We start from the raw sequence: 23674 nt of genomic DNA, 5'->3' as shown, positions 1-23674 counted from the left end.
AGCTTATACGCTGAAAATAACTTCGCTAAGCATGAGGCGGATGCGCTCTTGGCGTCCGGACTCGTTTTTGATCGGGTTGTTTTGAAGCGCGTATTGCTCAAGCGATGCAAGCGTCGCTTTGCCGGATACGATCTCCGCGCCGATACCTTCTTTGAAGCTGCGGTAACGGTTGTCTACGATGTTGTCGAGAATTTTCTCGTCGATTAGTTTCGCAGCAGCCTTCAAGCCCCAAGCGAAGCTGTCCATACCTGCGATGTGCGCCAAGAACAGATCTTCAGCTTCGAACGAACCGCGGCGTACTTTCGCGTCGAAGTTAACGCCGCCACGGCCGATGCCGCCAGCTTTAAGCACTTCGAACATGGTAAGCGTCGTGGAGTACAGGTCTGTCGGGAACTCATCCGTATCCCAGCCAAGCAGCAAGTCGCCTTGGTTCGCGTCAAGCGATCCAAGCATGCCGTTGATTGCAGCTGTGCGGATTTCGTGCTCGAACGTGTGACCTGCAAGCGTTGCATGGTTAGCTTCAAGGTTCAGCTTGAAGTGATCTTTCAAGCCGTATTTTTGCAAGAATGCAATTGTTGTAGCCGCGTCGAAGTCGTATTGGTGCTTCGTTGGCTCTTTTGGTTTAGGCTCGATCAGGAATTGCGCGTCGAAGCCGATTTCTTTCGCATAAGCGATAGCCATGTGGTACAAGCGAGCAAGGTTGTCAAGCTCGAAGCCCATGTCCGTGTTAAGAAGCGTCTCGTAACCTTCGCGACCGCCCCAGAATACATAGTTTTCAGCGCCAAGCTCTTTACCGACTTCAAGACCTTTTTTCAATTGAGCGCCAGCATATGCATATACGTCAGCGTTGCAAGTTGTGCCTGCGCCGTGTACGAAACGCGGGTTCGAGAACATGTTAACCGTGTTCCAAAGCAGTTTTTTGCCGGAAGCTTTCATGCTGTCCTTCAGCAAAGCTACAATTACATCTAGGTTTTTGTTCGTTTCTTGCAGTGTAGCGCCCTCAGGAGCGATGTCTACGTCGTGGAACGCGTAGAAAGGAATGTTCAATTTGTTCATGAATTCGAAGTTAGCTTCTACGCGAGCTTTGGAACGGTCAAGACCGTCGTATTGATCCCAGCCGCGAACCATTGTTGCGTTACCGAATGGATCAGTGCCGTTAGCGTTGAATGTATGCCAGTAAGCAACCGCGAAGCGCAGGTGCTCTTCCATTGTTTTGCCGAGAATGACTTGCTTTGGATCGTAGTGTTTAAATGCTAGCGGATTGTCCGAACCTTTACCTTCAAACTGGATTGTGTCGATGCCTTTGAAATAAGTCATTGAGAACAAAATCCTCCTTCACGAAATTCGATATTTTTTTGAAAACGTTCTATTCACAGAATAACACGCCTTAACTTAGTTTGTCTATTAAACAAACTAAGTTTTTGTGTTAAACTGAATAAAACTTTTCTTACTCTCATTTTCACCCTATTCAGTATGCGATTCGGGCAAGCTGTATATTCGATTTTTGATCACACATGGTACAATAGAAGTTATTGTCAGGCGGACGGAGGCATACTTGATTGAAACAGAAACCAACCGGAGATTTAGCGTTAATCAAAAAAATGAATACATCAATCGTGCTCGAAGCCGTAATCAAGCACGCACCGCTGTCTCGGGCTCAAATATCGGAGCTGACTGGACTTAACAAAGCAACCGTGTCGAGTCTTGTTCAAGACTTGATTGACAGCAATCTGGTGCTCGAGATCGGTCCAGGCGAATCAAGCGGCGGACGCAAGCCGGTCATGCTGCTGTTCAACGGCACAGCCGGCTATGCGGTCGGCATCGACCTTGGCGTCAACTATATTCGAGGCGTTCTCTCCGACTTGGAAGGCAAAGTCGTCTCGGAGCTGCAACGGCGCATGAAGCGCCAAGATCCTGACTTTGCTTTGGAACAGCTCGCGAGCTGTATCGAGGAACTCATGGGGAAAGCGCCGGAGAGCGCCTATGGCATTGTTGGCATCGGCGTAGGCGTACCGGGCATTGTCGACGATCACGGCAGCATTCTGTTTGCGCCGAACTTGAAATGGCGACACGTCGAGCTGCAGCGCTTGCTCGAGGAGCGCTTCGAACTGCCTGTCACGATAGACAATGAAGCGAATGCCGGCGCGCAGGGCGAGCAGAAATACGGTGCGGGTCGGGGTATCCGCAATCAGATTTATGTCAGCGTGGGCATCGGTATCGGTACGGGCATTATTTTGAACAAGGAGCTTTATAAAGGAGCTTCAGGTTTCTCGGGAGAGCTCGGCCACCTATCGATTGAATACAACGGCAAGCCATGCAGCTGCGGCAATCAAGGCTGCTGGGAGCTGTACGCATCGGAGAATGCATTATTGGAACGTGCTGCTTCGCTCGGCTTCGACAACTTAGAGGATCTACTTACCTCCGCGGAGGAAGGGAACGAGCAGGTGCGCGAGCTTATTAGCTCGATCGGAGATTATTTAGGGGCAGGGATTGCGAACATCGTCAATGTCTTTAACCCCGACGTCGTCATTATCGGCAATCGGATGAGCCGTGCGAAGACTTGGCTGGAGCAATCCGTACAAGCTGCCGTAGACCGCAGAACGCTCTCCTACCACCGAGAACGGCTGCTTATTTTGTTCGCGGAGCTGCAGGACCAATCGGCGGTTCGGGGAGCTGCTTATTACGCGATCAGCAAGTTTTTCACGAAAATTAAGAGTTAAATGGCATGCAGATGCTAAGCGACAGAACAGAACAGGACTTGATAGCACAGCAGTCCTATCTCTGGCCTCTTCGATCGTATTCACGTACACCTTTTGTCGTTTGGGTGGAATTTATCCAGTCAAAACAGCGTCTTTAGGGGTCTAAGCTGCTTTTGACTGGAAGACCTCCATCTAATTCCCCACTGTAGACCTTTTTCGCCACTTTCACTACTTTAGGCTGTATGAAATCCAATCAAACAGCTTACTTCGGGTAAATTAGCTTTTTTGGCCGTATGAAATCCATTCAAATTTCTCGCAAACGAGCAATAAGGCCCGCTACGTTGCCGCAGTCAGCCTTATCTCTTACAAATGCTTTTACTGAACTCGATGAACGCCTACAATTTCGATCGTATCTCCTTCAATAATCACAGTAACCGTGACTGATTTGGTAATGCCATTATTATAGAAAGCGGTAAATGTAAAGGTCAGCGGTCCATCGTCAAGATTCGCAAGCTCCTCCTCCCATAGCTCGCCTCCCCAGCTAGTCCCGATTCCATTCAATTTGGACAAAGACACTCTATATGCGCCCATCTTCACTTCAACACGATCCGCTGTCGTAGCCGTTCCGGTCACCGTGGTAGCTGACTCCAGCAGGAACTTCTCATCCGCCCAGAATACGTTATATCCGCGAGGCGACTCTGGATCGCCGCTCTTCTTCTCATTAAACCTGCGGCGATGCTCGTTCCACAGATCCGTATGCTTCACTAAGCCATTTACCGTTAACGAAAGCACGTTTACGGTTTTGACTGTCACGACCGGCGGCGCTTTACCGTCGCTGACTGTCATCGTCACCGTCCACGAACCTGCATCGACCATTCGGATTAATGGCGCAGTTGCGGGATATGGAGAGGTTAACGTATAACTGTAATTTGTTTTCGTCCCTCTAGGACTAACTAACTCGTACGATACTGCCAACGAATCACCGTCTGCATCTGCGACGATCGACTTGAATTGTACCGTATCGCCTTCGTAGACAGGCTTCGGAAGCCAATCGAAATCCGCAGTCGGCGGTCGGTTATTGACGACCTGAACCGTCTTTAAGACCGTCTCTACATTGCCGTTCGGAGTTGTGGAGCGCCATTCGAACGTATACGTACCGCTTGGCATCGTGCCGACTGTAAGGCTTCCCGACCAGCTTTTCTGCCCATATCCAAGAGTGCTCGCAGTGACAGGTGTAAGTGTAATGGTTTTCTGATAGGAAGATCCTTTGAACGCTGTTACCGTTGTAGCTATCGGGTATTTGGTCGTTGTCGCGATAAGCTGATACGAATCCTTAACGACAAGCGTACGGACATCATTCGCAGCTGGTTCACCAGTAGCAGCATCTATGCGCCCGGTTAATTCTATCGGTGTTAACACTCTGACGTTGTACGTATGAGTTGCAGTTGAACCTGCTACAGAACCGTTGGCGCGAATTACGAATGAATAATTACCATCCGGCGTCGTTGCAGGTATCGTGAAGCTTTCATTGGCCCAGCTAATATCATTAACCGACTTCGTACCCGTGTAATAAGCAACATTACGGGAGAGCTGCGTCCCCATCGACATGGCAAGCGATATGGAGTACGGATAACGCGTCCATAGATCATAAGCAACAAGGCCTTCGCTGGCGGGAATGCTCGTTAGCGAGAAGCCGCTGTAAGCGGTTTTCAGCTTGCTTTTGAATTGGACGGGAACCGTGCTTGGCAGCACGAATGTCCTCTGAATCGGATCACTCCATACGTCTTCGATGTCTTGCGCTGCATAATCCAATACATAGGTGCCTGGCTGCAACTCATTAGGTATCTTCGTAAATACTTCTCCTGTTTCTTGATTCGTGAACTTAATAGTGCGATCTTGAATGCCTCGGTCGGAAGCCGCTCTCGTCACGTTATGATCCAGATCATAGCTCATATCGACCCATGTGGTACGATACGTATTCGATGCCGAGAGATAATCGAAGTCCAGCGTCACTTCGGCAATCGGCTTACGGTGGACGTATACCTCGATTGCGCTTTCGTTCGAATGGTAAGCATAACCGGAAAAGTTCGGGTCGGTTGTCGGCAAATCTTTGATTTTACGATAGAAAACGTACTTCCCAGGTTTATGGAACGTCATTTGCGATTGATATAATCTCCAATTGCTCCCAAGCTTCGCCGATATGAGCGGCTGCCCCGCGAATGAATCGTATCCCATCGCATTATCGTAATAATTCGGATCTTGTGTAATTTGCAACAGATCGGTATCGGCAGGCGTCGGATCGTCTTCGTAATCAAATGTCGCCGTCACCGTCTCGATCGGCTCTCCAAGCAGCTTGAGCACCTTCGGTATTTGCGGATTACTCTCGGCAATATACGCAACAACCGCCTCAATAACTTGATCGATCGGCTTGTTATTGAAAATATGCTTATCATGCTGTAATTGAGTCGCTATATCACTGCTCCCAACCAGGATTAACTTCGCATTATGCCTGCTCATGAGATATTGCAGATCCGATAATTCAGACACTTTACCATCCGATATATAGATTACATATTTGATAGGCACGGCCCTCATGAACGAAGCGTCATACGGCTGACGAATATCTTTGTAAACCGTACCTGAGTAAAAACCGGTATAACTATTTTTTGACACCATATTAGGTACCCAAACATTATGTGTCCAATACACCGTACCCGCATAACTTGCTGTCCAAGTGTTGGAGCATGATCCGTTCGGCGTACCTCCAGTGGATGGACAAGAACCGCTAGGCGACTGACCTGTTCGACTTAATGTTCCAGAATATTTACCATCGCTGTAAGACAGGGTCGAAGGGCATGTTGACCTTGATGTTTGGCTAGACATTTTGCCGTCTTCATCATAATAGGTTACTACATCATTACTGCAAGAACCCGTACCCGTCTTATGGTCTGTTACAGATACATATTCACCCTCATCAACGCTATACGGAGAATTGGATACGCTTGTTCGAGTCAGAGTCCCGGAATATCCCCCGCTTGTCGTATAGTTAATCGTTGTTGACGGATAAGCCGCACCTGTCGCTTTTGACGTACTGGCTGGTTGATCGTAGGTATAGGTCTTCATATCCCATATTCCGATATTGCTCATCATATTGCTGAGCGTGAAGGAGTTCGTGATCGCTACCTTTTGGTTTTTTACGTAGTCCGTTGACGCTTGGGTCAAATTCTTATCGAGTAGGAAAAATACGTCCATATCGGGCTTCTCGGTCGGAACATCGATATACAAGTCCGATGCCGGGGCATAATTATCGATGAAAAAGTGTGACCTTGACGTATTGGCTTTATCGTCCGCAGCTGTTATAAACTCCATTAGCCGTTCCTCGTTCGTGCCTTCCTTCGCTTCTACAACGATCTCGTATTGTCCAAGCTTATCGAGCGTAGGAAGCTCTGTAACATCTCCCGTACTTTCAAACACCTTCGTATCAAAAACTCCTTGGTTCTTGGAGTCGAAGAACACCTGCAGCTTTTTCTCTGCGATGTAGTCGCCATCAGTGCTCTCGACTTGATAATTGAGCTGCAATTGCTCCAGTCGACTGATTTGATCGCCATAAGCATGTGCAATAATGGCTGGTTTATGATCTTCGAGTATTTCGTAATCGACGATATATGGATCACTGTAGCGCGTATAGGTTTTGCCATTATGGACAATGACGCGCTTGGCCGCTATGCTGAGCTGGTAATTACCGCTCGATTTGTACATGTACATCTTTTCGCTAAGATTGTTCTCGCAATAACCTGTCCGGCATTTCAGATTAGGGTCTGAGGCTTCTACGTAGCTGAAGGATGTTATGGCAAGCGGCGCTTGCTTCTCCGTCCATTGGTCGTTGCTCTCCTTCGATCGGTCAAAAGCTTTCATCGTTCTGTTTTCTTTGAATAATCCCTCAAGCGCTATGGAAACACGCGGCTTCGTCTCATGCACTACTACATGGCGGCGAAAGATGGATTCCGTTCCATCGGGTGCTGTGAACGTTATGTCCACCTTCACTAGACCAATCTGCTCCTCGCCAAACACATATTCACCTCGAAAAAAAGCTTTAGAATCCACCTCTGCACCCGCGACAAATACCCGTTTGGTGAAGTCGGCATACTTTGCAGCTTCATCGCACGGTTTATGAGGGATATAATCAGGATCTTTCTCTGTTACAGGCATCGGCACAACATCGTACCAGTCAAAGGCAAATTCTACATTCGGCATAATGTACTGAGGCGGATCGGGACCGGTATTGGTCTCAGGCGTCATTGCAAGACATCCAATTATTATTGGGTTTGAGGTAGGCAATTGACTAACATTAATATTTTTCACTGCAAAAGAGCTGTTGTTAACTGCTTGGTCCTTATCGATAATCGTCTGTGTGATTTGAAACGATTGATAGACTGGAGCTTCTTCAACTTGTTCATTCGGAAACTTAGCAGCAATGAAATCGTACAAAAACTTCGTCACGGCAGCTTGATCCAAATAACCCGCATTCGGCGACTTCACTTCCGGTATGGCAGGATTGAATGTCCTTGTCACTTTCGTGCCGTCTTCAATATTCTTAATCTCAAACGTATAGTAATCTACATCCTTACCATAAGACATATCCTTATACATAATTTGAGATTGTAGGAAAGCAGATTTATTAACGAACTGTATTTGCGGATTAACACTAAAATCTGAAAGCATCGGTCCGGTCGTTGGTTTGAACTTCAGATTGAAATGACAACCTTTCTCCGCACTAGACGGATTCGCTGATGTATGATTATTGTAGTAGACCGTAGCTTTGGCGTTAAGATCATTATTGTTATTTGTGCCGTATATCCACTCATCCGGATTTGTCTTAATAAGCTTGTCCGTATCGATGGTCATCGTTACGATCCCGCTGGCCGTGTTATCCTTCGTTACGACTCCGCTATTTTTATTTGAAGAAGCGAGTTTAAGCTCTTGTCCATTCTGATCCATTACGGATAAATGCCAAAATGCGATGTCTTTCCGCGTATAATATATCGTCTCGTATTGGAGATCCCCGATTTTCGTCGAGTCATCAAGCGTCCCGGTGATTTTCACCTGCACCTTGACCGTTCGCTCTTTCCCAAGCGGGATGGGCTCGCCGTTTAGTGACTCTACTTTGCAGGCTGCTGCTGAAGGCAATTTTTCTAGCGGGTCAAGCTTTTCCATCGGAAACGATTGATACCAAACGGAGTCCGTATCCCAGCTAAAGTGAAACAACCTGCCGACCCCCGCCTCTCTAGTTGTTGGGTTTTGTTCGATGGCGAAGTAGTTGCGTGGGTCGTTGTTACTTTCATTCCTAGGCAAGACTTCATATCGATTAGAGTAAGACACACCTTTATTAATCTTGAAGTCGATTGAACGATTTATATTATTTCGGACGCTGTCAAATTTCGCTAGCATGACATTTTCATGAAAACCGGCGTCGTTTTGATATACATAGCCAGGACTTAAAGGTTTATACTTGTAACTTGACGGCAAGTTAGCCCAAGGTTGATAGATCCAATGTTTATCCGCTAGTTTTGTACTCGTTGTATCGTCACGTATGAGCCAATTATTCGAGTAAAGAGATCCATCTTGTGTATATCCTAAGAAGCGGTATTCCCCCCAAGCCATATCCCCTGTATCTGCATCTTCACCGTAAAAATGGCCTTCATTTTTTCTTACGGTGCTGAAACCTCCAGGCTGCCACCCCTTCGTAAAGGACTGTACATTATCTCTTACTATCTTTGGATTCCCGTATACAATAAATTTCATTTGCCCGTTATTACTTATGGGCGTATTGCTACTCGCTGAACTATATACGGCCCATTGTTGATGATAAAACTTTGAATTAAACTTGAAATTATCTTTATTACAAGGTTTAATTTCATCCGGAATAGGTCCATCTACGCTCGGATCGGGATTATATTTACAAGTGTTTTTTTGACCGTTTATATACTCTGGTGCAAAAGTAGTTGAAGATGCCTCAATTCGATTGCGATCGATTATTATTGTACTAGCTATCATACACACAATTAAAATGAAAGAAATTATCCTCTTTCGTTTTTTCAAAAGGACACCTACTCTCAAAAATTAGTATTTCAAATTAAGTAAGTAATAATTATTTTCAGAATAGATTTCAAACTTTCTATTATTAAACGTAAACTCGACTGCTTCAGACCCCAATATTTTTTCAACAGCAGACACCTTTGTGTTAAACTCTTTGCCTTTACCGGACCCAGCAAACAAATCCAACAGAGATTCAAAGTACGTAGCTCCGTATGGCATTTTTTTGTTAACAGGATAAGCAATTCCCATTTCCCTAGTTGTACCCATAGCAACCCCTACAGACAAATCCTTTGGTGCTAACTTATTGAATTCACCCATCCGAATTAGAAAGTCATTTTTATCCGCAGTTTCTTTACTATCGTAAACACCGAACCCTGGTCCACTTTGGTCAACATACCCATTCGTAACGTGCTTCTTAGCAAGTGCAGCCATACTGTTATACATATCGTATTTGAATTTGTCGCTTATGAGGTAGATGTTCCCTTTAACCTCTGCATAATATTGTCCAGTAAGATCTGGTTTGTATGGCGTACGAAGCGTTTCATCACGCAGTCGTTGTACCATCGTAAGCGCTTCTGCGCGAGTAACGTATCTTTGAGGATAGAAGTTACCATTCGGATAACCAGCCATGAGCCCAGCTAACAGTACATGAGCCCGATAGTTTTTGACCGATGTATTCGTAAACGTGTTAAAGTCTTTTAGTCCGCTGTGTGTAGTAACAAAATCTGCGTAATACGGATCGAGCGTATTATCGTATTGTGTATACCATTCACCAAGAAGGTAGGATGCTTGTTCTCGTTTTATTTGTTTTTTATACACCTCGTAGTTTTTCGGGAAAACCTCATCGAAAGTTGGCAAGTAATCTACCTCGTAGAGCAAGTCAATAAACGGCTTCGCCCAATAGCCTGATTTTGCTGGTTTGAAGTCAAAACCATTTCGGACAAGTGAACCAAGTTTCATTGCAATATCCGGTCGCTTGTCAGCCAGCTCCATTATCCACTCCTCATCAAACTCCGATTTCCCATCTGTCGTTTTGGAAAACGCCTTAAGCATCATGACCACAAACTGATCTGTTTTCACCACATCATTCGGTCGGAACGTACCGTCAGGGAAACCGTCGATCAAACCGCTATTATACGCGCTTATAATATTATCCTTGGCCCAATGCTTCTCAATGTCAGAAAAGGGAAGCTTCGCTTCAGCCGCTTCGGCTTTCGGAGCAGAGTCAGTTCCAACGAAGCCTACTCCAACGATTAACGTCAATGCAATAACCCAATTAACAATCTTTCTGACCATATCTATTCCTCCTCGGTTACTTCAAAAATTCGATCAGTCGCGTTAAGATCGCGACTGCCTCTGCTCTGGTTACCGGATTTTCCGGCTTAAACGTTCTATCGGGGTAGCCATTAAAAATACTGTAATTGCTCACAAGTCCGATTGCATTCTGATAATCGACGGAGAGCTGTTTCAAATCCGTAAAGCTTGAAGTCCCTTCTTCCGCTTTGACCATTCTAATCACATTCGCTGCGAGCAGCGCTGCATCTTTCCGCTTAAATGGCAACGCTAAGTCTTGATGTGTCCGATTCGTTATAACGCCAAGAACGTTCGCTGCCATTTTGTATGGATCGGACCAATGCTCCGCTTCGCCGACAGAAGCAAAATTGAATTCCATGAAACTTAACTCCTTGCTAACCTCTTGATCCACAACTCGCCAGCGGAATGTCTTCAGCCATTGGCGTTTGCCGTTCGGCATTTCTTCCGTGAGCGACAGCACCAGCATTTTAACCATTGCTTCGCCCGTTACCGCGTCATTCGGACCAAATCTTCCGTTGCCATAACCCGACGCAATTCCTTTCTCGACGAAAGCATCAATCGCTGCCCGAGCCCAATGGTTCGGAGTATCCGAGAAAAGCGGCAAGTCGATCAAAAGATTGTAATACGACCGCTTCGGCGCATGAATCGTAAATACATAGCTGCCCTTTAAAGCCGACTTTACGGTGTAGGCATTCGTCCAATAAACAGTACCTGTAGAATCCAACTTCTTCGTACTCTTGGCACTGTTTATTACTTTTCCGTTCGGCATCGCCATCGACGAGCTGAAGCTTCCATCGTAACCTTCCAGCTCAAATGAAATATAAGCCGCATTCTCAAGCAGCTCATAGGTTTTCGTAATGACAACCTTTTCCTCCGCAGCAGACAGAACGCCTCTGCTTGGGTGCAGCAATGCCACCGCAATAATAAGACATAAACCCAATCTAGATAAAGGAACTTTATACCATTTCTTCCTCATGCCAACTAACTCCTTCCTTCGCTCTCGCAAAAATCAACATCAAACACAAAAAAGCACGCCTCTCCCTCATGACGAGGGAATAAGCGTGCTTCGCTATTCTTCGTTTAATCGTACTGCTTTATCTAATCCGATATTACTTTAATTGGAATTGTCTGTCAATACATGCAGCGGCTTATGCTTAAATAAAGGAATGAGCAGCAGCATCCCTAGGAACATGAGAGTGCCTGCAACCGAATAGATGCCTATGAGCGGGAGAATCTCCTTCAGCTTGCCGGCTACCAGCGTCATAAGAACCATCATCCCCATGAACATCGGGCTGAGAACGCCGTTAACCCGGCCTACATAAGATTCTTCGGACCACTGCAAGATCATCGTACTGATGCCGATCTGAATGCAAGGGAATCCCAGACCGTTAATGAATTGCAGCGCGAGCGAAAGCGGGACGCTTGTCGATATGCCCATGCCGATCATGCAAACGGAGCTAAGCAGGATGCCGAGCGCCAGGAGCTTCTGCGGCGATATCTTTTTCGCTAATACCATGACGGCGCCGCCGCCGATCAGCATCGCGACTCCGTTCACCATGAGCATGAACTGCAGAAAATCTTTTGGTTGGCCTAATCGCTCGATAACGACGAACAACCCTAACGTCTGCGAAATGCCGACTGCGATGCCTGCCAGCGCGAACGTACCGCCAAGCGATTTCAGAACCGGACTGTTCCACACGTATTTCATGCCGGCCTTCATATCGTTCCACAGCTTGCCGCGAGCCTCGTTCTCCGTCCTTACAATGTCTTGGTCCCGAGGAATGCGGTATAGAACAAGCGCCGACAAGAGGAAGGCGACGCCCATGACGCCGATCGAAACTTCAATGCCGAAGTTTTGGTACGTAACGACGCCGAGAGACGGTCCCAGCACCATGAATATGGCAATCAGCGTCTGGAACATGGCCATTGCTTGCTGCAGCTGCTCGGGCGCGATATGCTGCTTGAAAAGCTTCATCGCCGATGGCTGCGAGAATTGCGACAATATGGCCGATACGAACGTTGCGAAATATACCATATGCCAAGAACCGTAAAACAGCGTAATGAGGACAACAAATACCGATACCGCGGACAAAAAGTCGCACCATATCATCGTAAGCCGAGGCTTCCATTTATCCGCGAAGGTTCCCCCGATAAACGAAAAGACGAAGATCGGCAAAAACTCGACGAACCCCATTAATCCAACCGCGAACGGATCGTTATCCGTCTGGTCCGTCACGTAAAACAAAATCGCAAAATTCCGCACCCAAATGCCGATTTGAAGCAATACGTTGGATAATAAAATCGTTTGGTAAAACTTGTTGCGCAGAAGCCCTCCCGCGGGCGCCGCAACAGCATTAGCTGACATTCTGAACACACTCTCCCCTATATCCCCGGCTATCCACCGTCAATTTTCTTATGATATCCCCGTTCACCGTATGGCTGAAGCTCCCCTATCCACTTCTCCTTTAACTTGTCGATTTCTCGTTTGTAACTGCGGACAACATTGCCTGCATCCGCTCCCTCGGCCAAGAATACGTCTTTATAATCGTAACGAACCTCATGATCGAATTTGATGGTCTCAAGAATAAGGAAAGAGAACTTCTCTGCACCGAACTGCTTCCACTCGCGCTGGAGCTCCTTATTCATATGCGATCCAAGATCGAGGATAAACGTTTCCTTATTCCATAGACCTTCCAAATTCGTCGTTCCTCCGATGAAGAGCTTTCCGTTAACCTCGTTTTTGATCTGGTATATACCCATCTTGCGCTCCCGCTCCTGGTACTCCGATACCAGCTGCTTGCGCTTTTCTTTATTTCGTTCCATGCTTTTTCTTCCCCTTCCTATTTGCGCCTATTCCTTCACCCAATATTCACTGCAATCGTCTTCCCGGTCTAAAAACCCATATTCAATCATATAACGGCGCAGCGTTACATAATCATCCTCCCAGAATACGCGAAGCTGATTATTGATCTCCTTCTCTTTGTACCTGACGCCGCTCTTAAAGAATGAGGCAATGTGCCGCAAAATAACGATTTTCCGCTTCTCCTTACGGGGGAACGAGGCCAACGGTCCGGTTGGTCCATTCGGAAAATATTGCTTCATCCAGCTCGCGTTCTCCGCTTCGGTAATCGCGTATCGTTCATCGACTTGGGTCGCCGTCCGATGAATCGGCACGAACTTTGGCGCATCTACCGCTCCGCTATCCATTAGTTCCATGATGGCAAGCAGCAGCTTCGCTTGCTTCGCCTTCTCCTTCAATACGAAGCGGTGATTGCGAATCGTCGAGGCGCTTCCCGCCCCCGTTTTCTTCACAATCTCGTTATCCGACAGCCCTTCGGCAAAATCGCGCACGAGCTCTTTCTGGAGATCAGTCAGTCCGGTCGCCTTCTTGTCTAGGCCGAGCAAATAGGTCAGCATCGTGCCATGCACCGTCTGAACGTGATGCCCAGCGAACTTGCGCGCCTCAAACCATCGATTCGAATGAGGCACGGCGAACACTTCGCCATCTTCGAAGCTTTCTCCACATACAAGGCAAATATAAGCAGCCGCAGCCTCATCGTATACATAACCTCGCTTCATATCGCTAAGCGTAGCGGACCAGAATCGTTCGTTAAGCTCCATCACCAAACACCCCACAGGTTTATCTAGTTATTTTATAGACATTATATAATTATGTTTGTTATAAATCAAGACACATTCGCCAAACGTCTAGATTTTTTCAGTGCCTCGCATAAATAAAAGGATCATCCTCAGCCAACACGCCAGCCGAAGATGATCCTCACATTTACTCGCTTAATTATCCATCAATAACTTATATCGATTTACGATCCTTCGGTAACATAATTGCAAGCAGACCTAGCATAAGCAGCACGCTGCTTGCCACAATAACATCCTCAAGCGAGTACGCCTCTGCAAAATGTCCCAGTACGACCGAACCGAGCGCCCCCATACCGAAGGCGAGTCCCGTAATGAGACCGGAAGCCGTACCCACTTTGTTCGGCATAAGATCTTGCGCATACACAACGCTGACCGAGAAGCCGGATTGCAGCACGAGCCCAAGCACAGCAATAACAGGATACACCCAGCCAAGCGGCAGATGAGGCAGAATAAGAGCAATCGGAGCCGCGCCTAGCAACGAGATCAGCATCATTTTTTTGCGGCCAATCCGGTCAGCGACCATCCCTCCGAAAAACGTGCCTACGACGCCGGCCGCCATGAACAGGAAGAGAGGCACCTGCGCGCCCTGCGTCGACAGTCCGTATTGCTCTTTCGCATAGAACTGATAAAACGTACCGATGCCCGCTGCATACCATGAACGAGCGAATACAACAATGAACAGAATCGTCAGCGCGAACGCTACCGTTCGCTGACTGATTGGAGCCAAGCTTGCCCCGCTTGCAGCCGCATGGCCTTTCTTCTTAGGCAATTGATTCGCATGCGCGGCAAGCTGGGCCGAATACCAAGGCACAACCTTGAACAGCACGGCGATTGCAGCAGCCGCAAGCAGCATGCCCCACGCGGCGCCGCGTTGCCCTAGCGGCACGAAGATGAAGATCGTCATGAGCGGCGCCAGCGTACTGCCGAAGTTGCCGCCCACCTGATAAATCGATTGCGCGAACGCGCGGCGATTGCCCGCACCAAGATGTACGACTCGCGAGCCTTCCGGATGGAATACCGCCGAGCCTAGACCGACGAACACGACCGACAGCAGCAGCAGCCAGAAATTAGGAGCGAAGGCAAGACCCGCCATCCCGATCATGCTGCATACCATCCCGAGCGGAAGCATCCACGGCATCGGCTTCTTGTCGGAGACGAGTCCGACTACTGGCTGCATGACGGATGAAGTCATATTAAGCGTAAAGGCGATCCAGCCGATCTGCCCGTAGTTCAAATTCAAAGAATCCTCGAATATCGGAAATAAAGCCGAGACGACCGCTTGCATCGAATCATTTAACATGTGTACCGAACTTATAGCGAATAAAATGGAATATACGGTGGCCGATCTAACGGCATCAGACTTAACCCCCGTTTGCGATTGCTGCCCAGACATGATGATAGGACCTGCCTTTCATAGTTACGTACTTCGAGCTACAGCGACTTCCCGAAGCGGATGCATACGGGGCTTGGCACTTCCAGCACCGTTCCGAGAGCAGTCAATTCACCGCTTGCCTCGTCGACGCTGAACGCTGCAATGTTGCCGCTCTTCTGGTTCGCCGCAAGCAAATAAGCACCATCCGGCGTTAACCCGAAGTTTCGCGGAGCTCCCCCGCCGCTTCCGATATGTTGAACGAGAGTCAATTCGCCATAGCTCTGATCAATGGCAAATACCGCAATACTGTCATGCCCGCGGTTCGAACTGTACAAGAACCGGCCGGAAGGCGCGATATGAATATCCGCCGCATCGTTATAGGCGTCAAACCCTTGCGGAAGTGCCGATACAAATTTGATTTCTGTCAGTGTACCTTGCTCTGCATCCACCTTCAGCGTTGTGATCGTCGAATCCAGCTCGTTCATGACATAAGCAAAAGGAAGCTCCTCATGGAATACGAGATGGCGAGGCCCTGCTCCGCGATGAATGGAACAGCTGCTATGCTTCGTTAGTGAGCCGCTCTTTGGATCAACTAAATATACGATGACCTCATCAATGCCTAGATCCGCCACGCTTACGTATGCCGTGCCAGGAATCGGCACGATCGAGTGAGCATGAGGCGCATCCTGCCTAGCCGCGTTCGGTCCAAGCTGCCCATTGTCCTCCGCGACGGCCGCAGTCCCGGTTAACTCGCCTTCAGCATTAAGCGAAAGCAAAGCGACATTGCCTCCCGTATAGTTAGCAACGAAAGCAGATTGTCCCGCTGGATCAACGCTTATGTAACAAGGATGTGCGCCATGGGTCAACGCTCTGCTCGTCTGTCCCAGCAGCCCTCCTGTAACAGGATCCACTTCATAGGCAATGACTGCACCGCCAACTGCGCCGTTTGTCGATTCCGTCTCACTAACCGCATAAAGCTTGTTTCCTTGCGGGTGAAGCGCCAAGTAAGACGCATTCTCGGCGTTCGCGAATGCCTCCGTTACTTGCAAGCTCCCATCGACACCGTTGAAGCGGCAGACTCGCACCGTCGATTCATCGGCACTCCCATACGATCCGATATATACCATTCCTGAAAAAAGCTCTGTTTGCCGTTTGCTCATTACGTTCACTTCCCTTTCATCAGCTTGCCAATAATTTGAACATAGCACAAGGTTTACGTTCAAACAATGACTTTTAGAATATACTTCCCAAACCCATCCAATGTGTGTTACAATGTAAGCGCTAACAATTCAGGTGTTCACATTTCTGAAGGGGGACGATGGAATGATGAATTTAGCACTGAGCGAAAGAAATGTTTATGAGGATTTTGATTTGGAGTCGGATGTGCTTTATTTCAGAATCGGAATGCAAGGACTCGTCAGCTTCCACGGCAGAAACTACAATATAAAGAAGAGAATGACTGCCGAGCTCATCACTCAGCTAATTGGCAAGAGCAGCTTCTATCAGATCAGCTCCAACTGCTACATTAACCTTGGCAAAATCAAATCGATCTCCGGCGGCACCATTTATTTCGGAACGGACTGTTCCGAATCGAAACAGCTAACCGTCAATCGCCGCAAACAATACGTCATTCAGGAATTGTTCAGACAGCGTTCGGCTGACAGCCAATTACGCCAGACGCCATGATGTCTACACAACCGCCTTATTTCCGCGAATAGCGGAATAAGGCGGTTGTTTGTTGTGCCGTGTCCTGCTATTCTTAGGTTGAATATGACGTATCGCTACATAACTCTCACTATTATTCTAGGAGGAACTTATGTCTACTCAAGGACAAGCATTCGAGCAATTATTTCACCAAGAGCCGGCCGTTTGGCTGAAATGGGGCGCTTATGAAGCGGCAGTATTGCCGAAGGTTGGCGCTAACCTGATCGCATTCCGCGATACAACGAATAATTATACCTTCCTGCGCGAGCCCGCGGCAGACGAAATGGAAGGCTTCAAAGCAAACCCTGGCATTCACGGTATTCCGGTCTTATTTCCTCCGAACCGATACGAGGACGGCACCTTCACTTGGAACGGCAGAACGTATCAATTCCCGGTCAACGAAGCGAAGACCGGCAACCATTTGCACGGCTTCTTCCATACGGCTGAATGGTCTGTCGAGGATTTCGGCGTAACGAAGACGGAGAGCTACGTTGCTCTTAACATTTCAATTGATGAGAACCACCCTATCTATACCTACTTGCCGCACAAGTTCTCCATTAAACTTCGCTATTCGCTTAGCGATCTCGGCTTGCAGCAGAATGTGCTTGTTCATAACGAAGGAACAGATGCTATGCCTTGTATGATAGCATTCCATACGGCGATTAATGCGCCTTTCGCACCGAACAGCACAGTGGACGACTGCCGCTTCACGCTGACGACAGGCAAGCGCTGGGAGCTTAACCAGCGCATGCTGCCGACTGGCAACTTCCAACCGCTATCCGCAGAAGAGGAAGCAATGAAGACGACAGGCTTGTCCCCGATCTGGGAGTCGATGGACAATCACTACACAAGCGAGCCGCAGAACGGCCGCAATGCAATGGAGCTTACCGATTCACGAGCAGGCGTTACGCTTGTCTACGATGTCGGTACAGCTTACAAGCAATGGATGATTTGGAACAATGGCGCGACGCCGGGCTTCTTCTGTCCTGAGCCGCAGCTTAACTTAGTTAATGCACCGAACGTCAATCTGCCAGCCGATCAGATCGGTCTCGTATCGCTTGAACCGGGCGGCATCTGGGAAGAGACAAGCCGTCTGTATGTAAGATCCTAATCCGAGTGCAATGAATAGGCTGCTTGAGGCGTCCGCTGCGACGCTTTAAGCAGCCTGTTTTGTCGTTAGACCAAACTTTTGTGGAATATAAATATAACCTCGCTCGCGCTTCGATATTGATCCCTCAGTTGCTGCTGCAACGCCTTGCCGCTCGCATAATCGTCGACAGCTACGCGTGTTATCTCTTCATAATCCGCATCCTTGGCAACCAGCTCGTACGGCACATAACCGTTTTTCAAATAAAACCGCTCCACCTTCAGATCGTCAGCCGAGCCAAGGTCAATTCGAGCATAACCACTGCTCCGGGCACTCTGTTCGAAGGCCGCATTAAGCCTAGACCCAATTCCCGTCCTCGCGTAATTGTTGCTTGTATCTAAGTTCACCGCAATGCCCTGCAACGCCATCGTATTGGCATCTCTGGACGACTGGCAACCGTAGCATACGCCAACCACTTCGTCGCCGTCGAACGCCGCCAAATAATGCCCCGTCGCCTCAGCTAGCTTTCTGTCGAACGCTTCGAGACTCTCCTGATCCAAGTATTCGCACTGAAACGCATGGACACGCGGATATTCCGCTGAATCCGGTCTCCTAATTACGATCTCCGCCATCCGATTCTGCCCTCCCATGTTCCGCCAGCTTTTTTTCGAGCAGCGCCTTAACGCCCTCGTCGCCATACCAATCCTCATCAATGATGCTGTAGACCACATAATCGAGCCCATTATATTTTTTGCGCAAAATACCTTCCCGCACTCCGCCTAATCTCTCGATTGCCCGCTGCGAACGGGAATGACTCGTTGTCGTAATGAGTTCGACGCGCACAGCCCGCCAAACCTCAAAAGCTTGCGACAGGAGCAAATATTTACACTCCGTGTTCACTGAGGTTCTCCATACGTCCGGTGAGTACCACGTCCAACCGATATTCAAATTGCGGTTCGGGCGCGATATTCTCAAATATCGGGTCATGCCAACGAAGCGGCCGAGCAGCTTGTCATAAATCGCATAAGGAAATTGCTCACCACGCTCCCTCTCGTCAATTGCCGTCTGTACGAAGCTCCTCATCTCATCTAAATTCCCAATCTTTACAGGAAGATGCTCCCATATTTCAGGAGAGCGCGAACATTCGAATAACGCTTCCGTATGCTCAGCCTCAAGCGGTATTAACGTAACTCTTTCACCCTCAATACGAGTAAAGTGCATTCTGGCCCCTCCCTGAACCTTCCAAAGTAACTCTTCAATGCTTTCGTTACCGACAGTCGCAATCCCTCTCTGCCCGTTATTCGAATGGCTAGAACTTGAAAGGTGACTACTGTCGAAAAAGACTGTAAAATGGAAACAGCAGCAATCTATTGTCGATCATTCGCGAAAGGAGATCTTATCATGAAACGACTTTATTATACGTCCTCCCTTCTAATCGCACTTACTATTCTACTAACCTTATCGTTGCCGCAGCCTGTCGCCCATGCCGGCATGTTCGACCGTATAAAGGATATATACAACACGCCGGAGAAGCTCGACGAGCTGCAGCAGCAGTACTCCGATGCGCAAGATTTGCTCGAGAGTCAAGCCGAGAAGCTGGAGCAATCTCTGATCGTAACCGAGCAGCTAACGCAGAAGCAAGCTGAATTGACCGAACAGAACGAGCAATATCGCCAGCAAAACGAGGAGCTGCTCGCGCAGAACAGCAGCCTTCAAGCCGAAATGGAGCAGATGAAGCAGCAGCGTCAATCGCTCGTCAGCAAGCTCATCACGGCTGCTGTCGTCGTTGTATCCCTTATCGTGCTTTATTTGGCCTCGGTTCGCATCTGGCGCTTCGCCGTTTGGCGCAAGCAGAGAAGCGCAGCGGCACGCGGAATTAGCGGATGAAAACGACCGTCCCCGCTCCATACGGCCATGTACATGTAACGCTCGAATCGGCGGACAAGCTTCATGTGCTGCATCCGAAAGCGATTATCGCTTATCAAGGACTGCCTCATCTGCGTGAGGACCGGTTCATGGACCTGGCCGGTATGTACCGCAAGCGGAAGTGGATACGCTCGCTTCTCAGTGGACCGTCCGAATTCGTGCTTGGCTTGCCGCCAGGCTGCTCGCTGGAGTCGGTCCAGATTGAGAAGGATAGCGATCTATTATTCGATTTGCGGCATATTATTTTTTTCTCGGACGGCATGCAGCTGAAGCCCAGAATTCAGAAAATGAAAAACGCCTGGATTACGCGCGAATTCGTACGCATGCGATTCACGGGCCCCGGAACGCTTGGCGTCATCACAGCTGGCGACGTGAAGGCGATTCAGCTCCAGAAGGATCGACCGCTTTATGTCGAAGCAGGAGCACTCATCGCTTATCCCGAGCATGCGTCCATTAAGCTGTCCGTATATGGCAACCAATTAGCCAGCCAGCATATGCAGGTGCAGTGGGAAATAATCGGAAGCGGACCGGTACTCATTCAGACGGGTTCCCACGATGCCGAACTCATGCAGCAGTTGCAGAGCAACGGTGGAATTATTAAGCGCGTGCTGCGCGAACTGCTTCCATTCGGAGGCGTTTATATTAAATGACAAAGGCTTGCCGTCCCATATGGATAACGGCAAGCCTTTTGTGTTAAATGCCTCGGAACGAGAAGCGATGCGAGTACGTCCGATTAGCGAACAACGTATACTCCTGCTCCGCCTTCTGTCCCCAGCTGTCATTCCCGCCGACGCCCATTTGCTTGTAGTTGACGCGTACGACTGTTTTGTCGCTTGCAGGCAGCTTATAGAAATGATCATAAGACTCCAGCTCGGAAGGCGTGTAAGGAAGGACATTCAGTTCAAAATGCGGCTGTCCAGTCAACTCGAGGCCTTCGCCCCGCGCATTCGTTATAGCAGCGCTGCGCACATCCGTTTTGTTGCCGCATTCCTGCGGACGGATGTAGGGAACAAGCTGATCCTTCACCGTACCTGAATAACGGCCGAGCTTGCCGCCCGTCTGACGATCCCAATACGTCTCATCAGGCCCGTTGCCGTACCAGCTTAATTGATCGAACTCCGCCGGCAACGAGAACATGATGCCGACCTCCGGAATTTCAGGCAAGCCGTCTCCCGGCGTCAGCTCCTCATACACGTCTACTGCACCGTCTCCACTTACCGTATACACGATGCTTAGATCCGACTCACTTGTCGTCGGTAAGCTAAACTTCGCCCGAACGATAGCAATGCTGCCCGTCGCTTCCCACTCCAGCGCTATCAATGAGCGTTCGGTTCCCGCTTCGCGCCATGTCGCACAGCGTTCATGATGCTTATTACCGCGGTCATTATCCGTGTAAGCGCGCCAGAAGCTCGGCGTCAGCGCCGTCCGCAGACGTTCCTTGCCTCTCCAAGCATAAGCGGCCAAACTGCCTGTCGCTTTGTTGAAGCTTGCCGCGAAAGACTCGCCTGTAATCGTCAACAGCTCGGCTGTCTCCTTTAACGTGACGTTTGGTTTCTCAGCGGCAGGACCGACGCGAACGATTGCTTGCGCCGGCAGCACGAACTGTTCGAACGCGATCTCATGGCCTTCCGTTGCCCAAACCGTATCTTCCTTAAGCAGCAACTGAACGGTCAGTACCGCTTGCTCGGATGCGTTAGCAAGAATGGGCAACTGGTAGCCGATCGTGACCGTCTCTTGCGATTCGGGAGCGACCGCAGCAGACACTGTTCCCTCTTCCACCTTGCGTCCATTGACCGATACGCTCCACACAAACGCATACTGATCAAGCGAGTTAAACAGATGACGGTTCGTTACTTTAATCGTACCCGCAGCCAAGTCGACTGCTTCGAACTTCACATTCTGATACACCTTTTTCACTTCCTGCAGCTTAGGCGAGACCGTCCGATCCGCGAAAATAAGGCCGTTGCCGCAGAAGTTGCCGTCATGCGGCGATTCGCCGAAGTCGCCGCCGTACTGCATCTTTACCGTGCCGTCCGCATCTACAATTCGGATCGACTGATCGATCCAATCCCAGATGAAGCCCCCTTGAAGCACTGGATATCGTTCGAACACTTCCCAATACACATGCAGACCGCCGCAAGAGTTGCCCATCGCGTGGCTGTATTCGCATAGAATGAACGGCTTCTTCGGATTGCTCTGCGCATATCGCTCTACACCTTGAGGCGACGTATACATGTGGCTCTCGATATCTGAAGCGGCGTCAGACGCCCGGTAATGGAAGGCCCCTTCGTAATGAACGATTCGCGTAGGATCAACCTCGCGTAAGAAATCGTGCATCTTAATGAAGTTGTCGCCTCCGAATGACTCGTTGCCCAGTGACCAGATGACGATAGACGGATGGTTCTTATCGCGCTGGAACATCGTGTTGCATCGGTCAAGCACCGCCGCCGTCCATTCGGGGCGGCTGCCCGGTACGGTCTCGAGCAGCTCCTGCTGCCCGTAATACCAAGAGCCATGCGTCTCCAAATTCGTCTCGTCGATCACATACAGTCCGTATTCGTCGCACAGCTTATACCAGAGCGAGTCGTTCGGATAGTGCGATGTACGGACGGCATTAATGTTATGAAGCTTCATTAATTCAATGTCCTTGCGCATATCCGCTTCCGTAATGGAGCGTCCCGTATCGCAGTTGAACTCATGGCGATTAACGCCCTTGAACATAATCCGTTTGCCGTTTATTTGCATAAGGCCGTCCTTAAGCTCGAAGCTCCGGAAGCCAACCTTGCAGCTGACTGCCTCAAGCAGCTCGCCGCTCTTGTTTTTCAAGCTCAGCACAAGCGTATATAAGTTCGGCTGCTCGGCGCTCCATTTGAGCGGATTGGATAGGCTTGCTCCGAGCTGAATTTCCTTAAGCTGCTCACCAATGGTCGAGATACTAACGGTTAACGGCTCTGCCAGAACAGGCTGGCCAGCAACGTCATATAGAACGGCCTCGACGGTCACGTTAGCCGCATCGCGTGCATAATAATCGAGCAGCTTCGCATCAATAACAAGCTCGGCATCGCGATACTGCTCATCGAGCTGTGTCCTTACGAAGAAGTCGTAGATATGTACATCCGGCGTCGTGTACAAATACACATCGCGGAATATCCCGCTCATGCGCCAGAAGTCTTGGTCCTCCAGCCAGCTCGCATCGCTCCAGCGGTATACTTCAACCGCGAGCTTGTTGTCGCCCTCGATCAAATAAGGCGTCAGATCGAACTCCGACGGCGTGAACGTATCTTGGCTGAAGCCGACCAGTTCACCGTTCAACCATACGTAGAACGCTGACTCAACGCCTTGGAAGCTAATGAAGACGGGTTTGCCTTGCCAATTGTCCGGAACGTTGAAAGAGCGTACGTACGAGCCGACAGGATTATAAGCAGTCGGGGCGAACGGCGCCTTCACATCCTCGTTGCCATGCCATGGGTAGGTCACATTCGTATATTGCGGGTAATCGTAGCCCTGCAACTGCCAATGACCGGGTACGGCAATCTCATCCCAATTGCTATGATCGTAATCAGACTCGTAAAAGTTAGCGATACGCGCCTCTGCGTTCTTTGCGAAAGCGAACTTCCATTTACTGTTCAGCAACAAACGATTCGCGGATGACGCATGATCCCCTTCCAGCGCTTCCTCTACCGTGTCGAACGGCATTAACGAAGCATGAGCATCCATTCGATTTAACTGGAAAATATCCGGATTGTTATTCCATTCGGGATAACCGTTCGCCGGAGGGGAATAAATGAATTTTTTACGCATTTATGTCGACTCCTCACT

17 protein-coding genes are annotated in these 23674 nt (G+C 49.0%); 5 read left to right on the top strand and 12 right to left on the bottom strand.

Features of this window, described 5'->3' with window-relative positions:
• Window positions 1-3: 3 nt before the first annotated feature.
• The gene (gene xylA, locus AC1DF0_RS09690; protein WP_442048273.1) at window positions 4-1317 is read right to left on the bottom strand and encodes a xylose isomerase; all 1314 of its coding nucleotides are present in this window, start codon (window positions 1315-1317) and stop codon (window positions 4-6) included.
• A 284-nt stretch (window positions 1318-1601) separates the two neighbouring features.
• Here xylA and AC1DF0_RS09685 point away from each other — a divergent pair, with 284 nt between their 5' ends.
• Complete coding sequence (locus AC1DF0_RS09685) at window positions 1602-2720, top strand: ROK family transcriptional regulator (protein ID WP_477573981.1); 1119 nt, start codon at window positions 1602-1604, stop codon at window positions 2718-2720.
• A 354-nt stretch (window positions 2721-3074) separates the two neighbouring features.
• On the opposite strand, the gene AC1DF0_RS09680 is transcribed toward AC1DF0_RS09685, so the two are convergent.
• The 8 genes from AC1DF0_RS09680 to AC1DF0_RS09645 all read right to left on the bottom strand — a co-directional run bounded on the left by AC1DF0_RS09680 (window position 3075) and on the right by AC1DF0_RS09645 (window position 16298).
• Window positions 3075-8501: an Athe_2463 domain-containing protein gene (locus tag AC1DF0_RS09680; RefSeq protein WP_477573791.1), complete on the bottom strand. Its 5427-nt coding sequence runs from the start codon at window positions 8499-8501 to the stop codon at window positions 3075-3077.
• A gap of 318 nt (window positions 8502-8819) precedes the next feature.
• Window positions 8820-10091 carry an S-layer homology domain-containing protein gene (locus tag AC1DF0_RS09675; RefSeq protein ID WP_477573790.1) on the bottom strand — a complete coding sequence of 424 codons (1272 nt, stop codon included), beginning with the start codon at window positions 10089-10091 and terminating at the stop codon, window positions 8820-8822.
• Window positions 10092-10107: 16 nt separating this feature from the next.
• Complete coding sequence (locus AC1DF0_RS09670; protein WP_477573789.1) at window positions 10108-11085, bottom strand: S-layer homology domain-containing protein; 978 nt, start codon at window positions 11083-11085, stop codon at window positions 10108-10110.
• 138 nt (window positions 11086-11223) lie between these two features.
• Window positions 11224-12474 carry an MFS transporter gene (locus AC1DF0_RS09665; protein WP_477573788.1) on the bottom strand — a complete coding sequence of 417 codons (1251 nt, stop codon included), beginning with the start codon at window positions 12472-12474 and terminating at the stop codon, window positions 11224-11226.
• A gap of 29 nt (window positions 12475-12503) precedes the next feature.
• On the bottom strand, window positions 12504-12932 hold the full coding sequence (locus AC1DF0_RS09660; RefSeq protein WP_477573787.1) for a GIY-YIG nuclease family protein: 429 nt from the start codon (window positions 12930-12932) through the stop codon (window positions 12504-12506).
• Window positions 12933-12959: 27 nt separating this feature from the next.
• The gene (locus AC1DF0_RS09655) at window positions 12960-13730 is read right to left on the bottom strand and encodes a DUF2087 domain-containing protein (RefSeq protein ID WP_477573786.1); all 771 of its coding nucleotides are present in this window, start codon (window positions 13728-13730) and stop codon (window positions 12960-12962) included.
• Window positions 13731-13920: 190 nt separating this feature from the next.
• Window positions 13921-15159 (bottom strand): MFS transporter, encoded by a 1239-nt coding sequence (locus tag AC1DF0_RS09650; RefSeq protein WP_477573785.1) that lies wholly within the window; start codon window positions 15157-15159, stop codon window positions 13921-13923.
• Between the two features lie 38 nt (window positions 15160-15197).
• Window positions 15198-16298, bottom strand: a complete 1101-nt coding sequence (locus AC1DF0_RS09645; RefSeq protein ID WP_477573784.1) for a lactonase family protein — start codon at window positions 16296-16298, stop codon at window positions 15198-15200.
• A 163-nt stretch (window positions 16299-16461) separates the two neighbouring features.
• Between AC1DF0_RS09645 and AC1DF0_RS09640 the strand changes: the two genes are divergently transcribed.
• Both AC1DF0_RS09640 and AC1DF0_RS09635 read left to right on the top strand, forming a co-directional pair.
• On the top strand, window positions 16462-16824 hold the full coding sequence (locus AC1DF0_RS09640) for a LytTR family transcriptional regulator DNA-binding domain-containing protein (protein WP_442048282.1): 363 nt from the start codon (window positions 16462-16464) through the stop codon (window positions 16822-16824).
• A gap of 130 nt (window positions 16825-16954) precedes the next feature.
• Window positions 16955-17953 carry an aldose epimerase family protein gene (locus AC1DF0_RS09635; protein WP_477573783.1) on the top strand — a complete coding sequence of 333 codons (999 nt, stop codon included), beginning with the start codon at window positions 16955-16957 and terminating at the stop codon, window positions 17951-17953.
• Window positions 17954-18018: 65 nt separating this feature from the next.
• On the opposite strand, the gene AC1DF0_RS09630 is transcribed toward AC1DF0_RS09635, so the two are convergent.
• On the bottom strand, window positions 18019-18561 hold the full coding sequence (locus tag AC1DF0_RS09630) for a GNAT family N-acetyltransferase (RefSeq protein WP_477573782.1): 543 nt from the start codon (window positions 18559-18561) through the stop codon (window positions 18019-18021).
• Window positions 18542-19150 carry a GNAT family N-acetyltransferase gene (locus tag AC1DF0_RS09625; RefSeq protein ID WP_477573781.1) on the bottom strand — a complete coding sequence of 203 codons (609 nt, stop codon included), beginning with the start codon at window positions 19148-19150 and terminating at the stop codon, window positions 18542-18544. Before AC1DF0_RS09625 ends, AC1DF0_RS09630 begins: the two co-directional genes overlap by 20 nt.
• Before the next feature lie 180 nt (window positions 19151-19330).
• Here AC1DF0_RS09625 and AC1DF0_RS09620 point away from each other — a divergent pair, with 180 nt between their 5' ends.
• Both AC1DF0_RS09620 and AC1DF0_RS09615 read left to right on the top strand, forming a co-directional pair.
• Window positions 19331-19816, top strand: coding sequence for a hypothetical protein (locus AC1DF0_RS09620; protein WP_477573780.1), 486 nt, complete (start codon window positions 19331-19333; stop codon window positions 19814-19816).
• A complete protein-coding gene (locus AC1DF0_RS09615; RefSeq protein ID WP_477573779.1) occupies window positions 19813-20505 on the top strand; it encodes an AIM24 family protein in 693 nt (230 codons plus the stop codon). Before AC1DF0_RS09620 ends, AC1DF0_RS09615 begins: the two co-directional genes overlap by 4 nt.
• A 43-nt stretch (window positions 20506-20548) precedes the next feature.
• Here the strand turns inward: AC1DF0_RS09615 and lacZ are convergent, their stop codons facing one another.
• The gene (gene lacZ, locus AC1DF0_RS09610; protein ID WP_477573778.1) at window positions 20549-23656 is read right to left on the bottom strand and encodes a beta-galactosidase, LacZ type; all 3108 of its coding nucleotides are present in this window, start codon (window positions 23654-23656) and stop codon (window positions 20549-20551) included.
• Between the last annotated feature and the right edge of the window lie 18 nt (window positions 23657-23674).

It is taken from the genome of Paenibacillus sp. 05T425 (assembly GCF_056396205.1).
The sequence above is the reverse complement of the archived record's forward strand: the minus strand, read 5'-3'. Positions and strand labels throughout refer to the sequence as shown.

Coding starts and splice junctions, on each gene's coding strand:
- xylA (WP_442048273.1), bottom strand. CDS start 1,317: ATGACTTATTTCAAAGGCATCGACACAATCCAGTTTGAAGGTAAAGGT.
- AC1DF0_RS09685 (WP_477573981.1), top strand. CDS start 1,602: ATGAATACATCAATCGTGCTCGAAGCCGTAATCAAGCACGCACCGCTG.
- AC1DF0_RS09680 (WP_477573791.1), bottom strand. CDS start 8,501: ATGAAATTTATTGTATACGGGAATCCAAAGATAGTAAGAGATAATGTA.
- AC1DF0_RS09675 (WP_477573790.1), bottom strand. CDS start 10,091: ATGGTCAGAAAGATTGTTAATTGGGTTATTGCATTGACGTTAATCGTT.
- AC1DF0_RS09670 (WP_477573789.1), bottom strand. CDS start 11,085: ATGAGGAAGAAATGGTATAAAGTTCCTTTATCTAGATTGGGTTTATGT.
- AC1DF0_RS09665 (WP_477573788.1), bottom strand. CDS start 12,474: ATGTCAGCTAATGCTGTTGCGGCGCCCGCGGGAGGGCTTCTGCGCAAC.
- AC1DF0_RS09660 (WP_477573787.1), bottom strand. CDS start 12,932: ATGGAACGAAATAAAGAAAAGCGCAAGCAGCTGGTATCGGAGTACCAG.
- AC1DF0_RS09655 (WP_477573786.1), bottom strand. CDS start 13,730: ATGGAGCTTAACGAACGATTCTGGTCCGCTACGCTTAGCGATATGAAG.
- AC1DF0_RS09650 (WP_477573785.1), bottom strand. CDS start 15,159: ATGTCTGGGCAGCAATCGCAAACGGGGGTTAAGTCTGATGCCGTTAGA.
- AC1DF0_RS09645 (WP_477573784.1), bottom strand. CDS start 16,298: ATGAGCAAACGGCAAACAGAGCTTTTTTCAGGAATGGTATATATCGGA.
- AC1DF0_RS09640 (WP_442048282.1), top strand. CDS start 16,462: ATGATGAATTTAGCACTGAGCGAAAGAAATGTTTATGAGGATTTTGAT.
- AC1DF0_RS09635 (WP_477573783.1), top strand. CDS start 16,955: ATGTCTACTCAAGGACAAGCATTCGAGCAATTATTTCACCAAGAGCCG.
- AC1DF0_RS09630 (WP_477573782.1), bottom strand. CDS start 18,561: ATGGCGGAGATCGTAATTAGGAGACCGGATTCAGCGGAATATCCGCGT.
- AC1DF0_RS09625 (WP_477573781.1), bottom strand. CDS start 19,150: ATGCACTTTACTCGTATTGAGGGTGAAAGAGTTACGTTAATACCGCTT.
- AC1DF0_RS09620 (WP_477573780.1), top strand. CDS start 19,331: ATGAAACGACTTTATTATACGTCCTCCCTTCTAATCGCACTTACTATT.
- AC1DF0_RS09615 (WP_477573779.1), top strand. CDS start 19,813: ATGAAAACGACCGTCCCCGCTCCATACGGCCATGTACATGTAACGCTC.
- lacZ (WP_477573778.1), bottom strand. CDS start 23,656: ATGCGTAAAAAATTCATTTATTCCCCTCCGGCGAACGGTTATCCCGAA.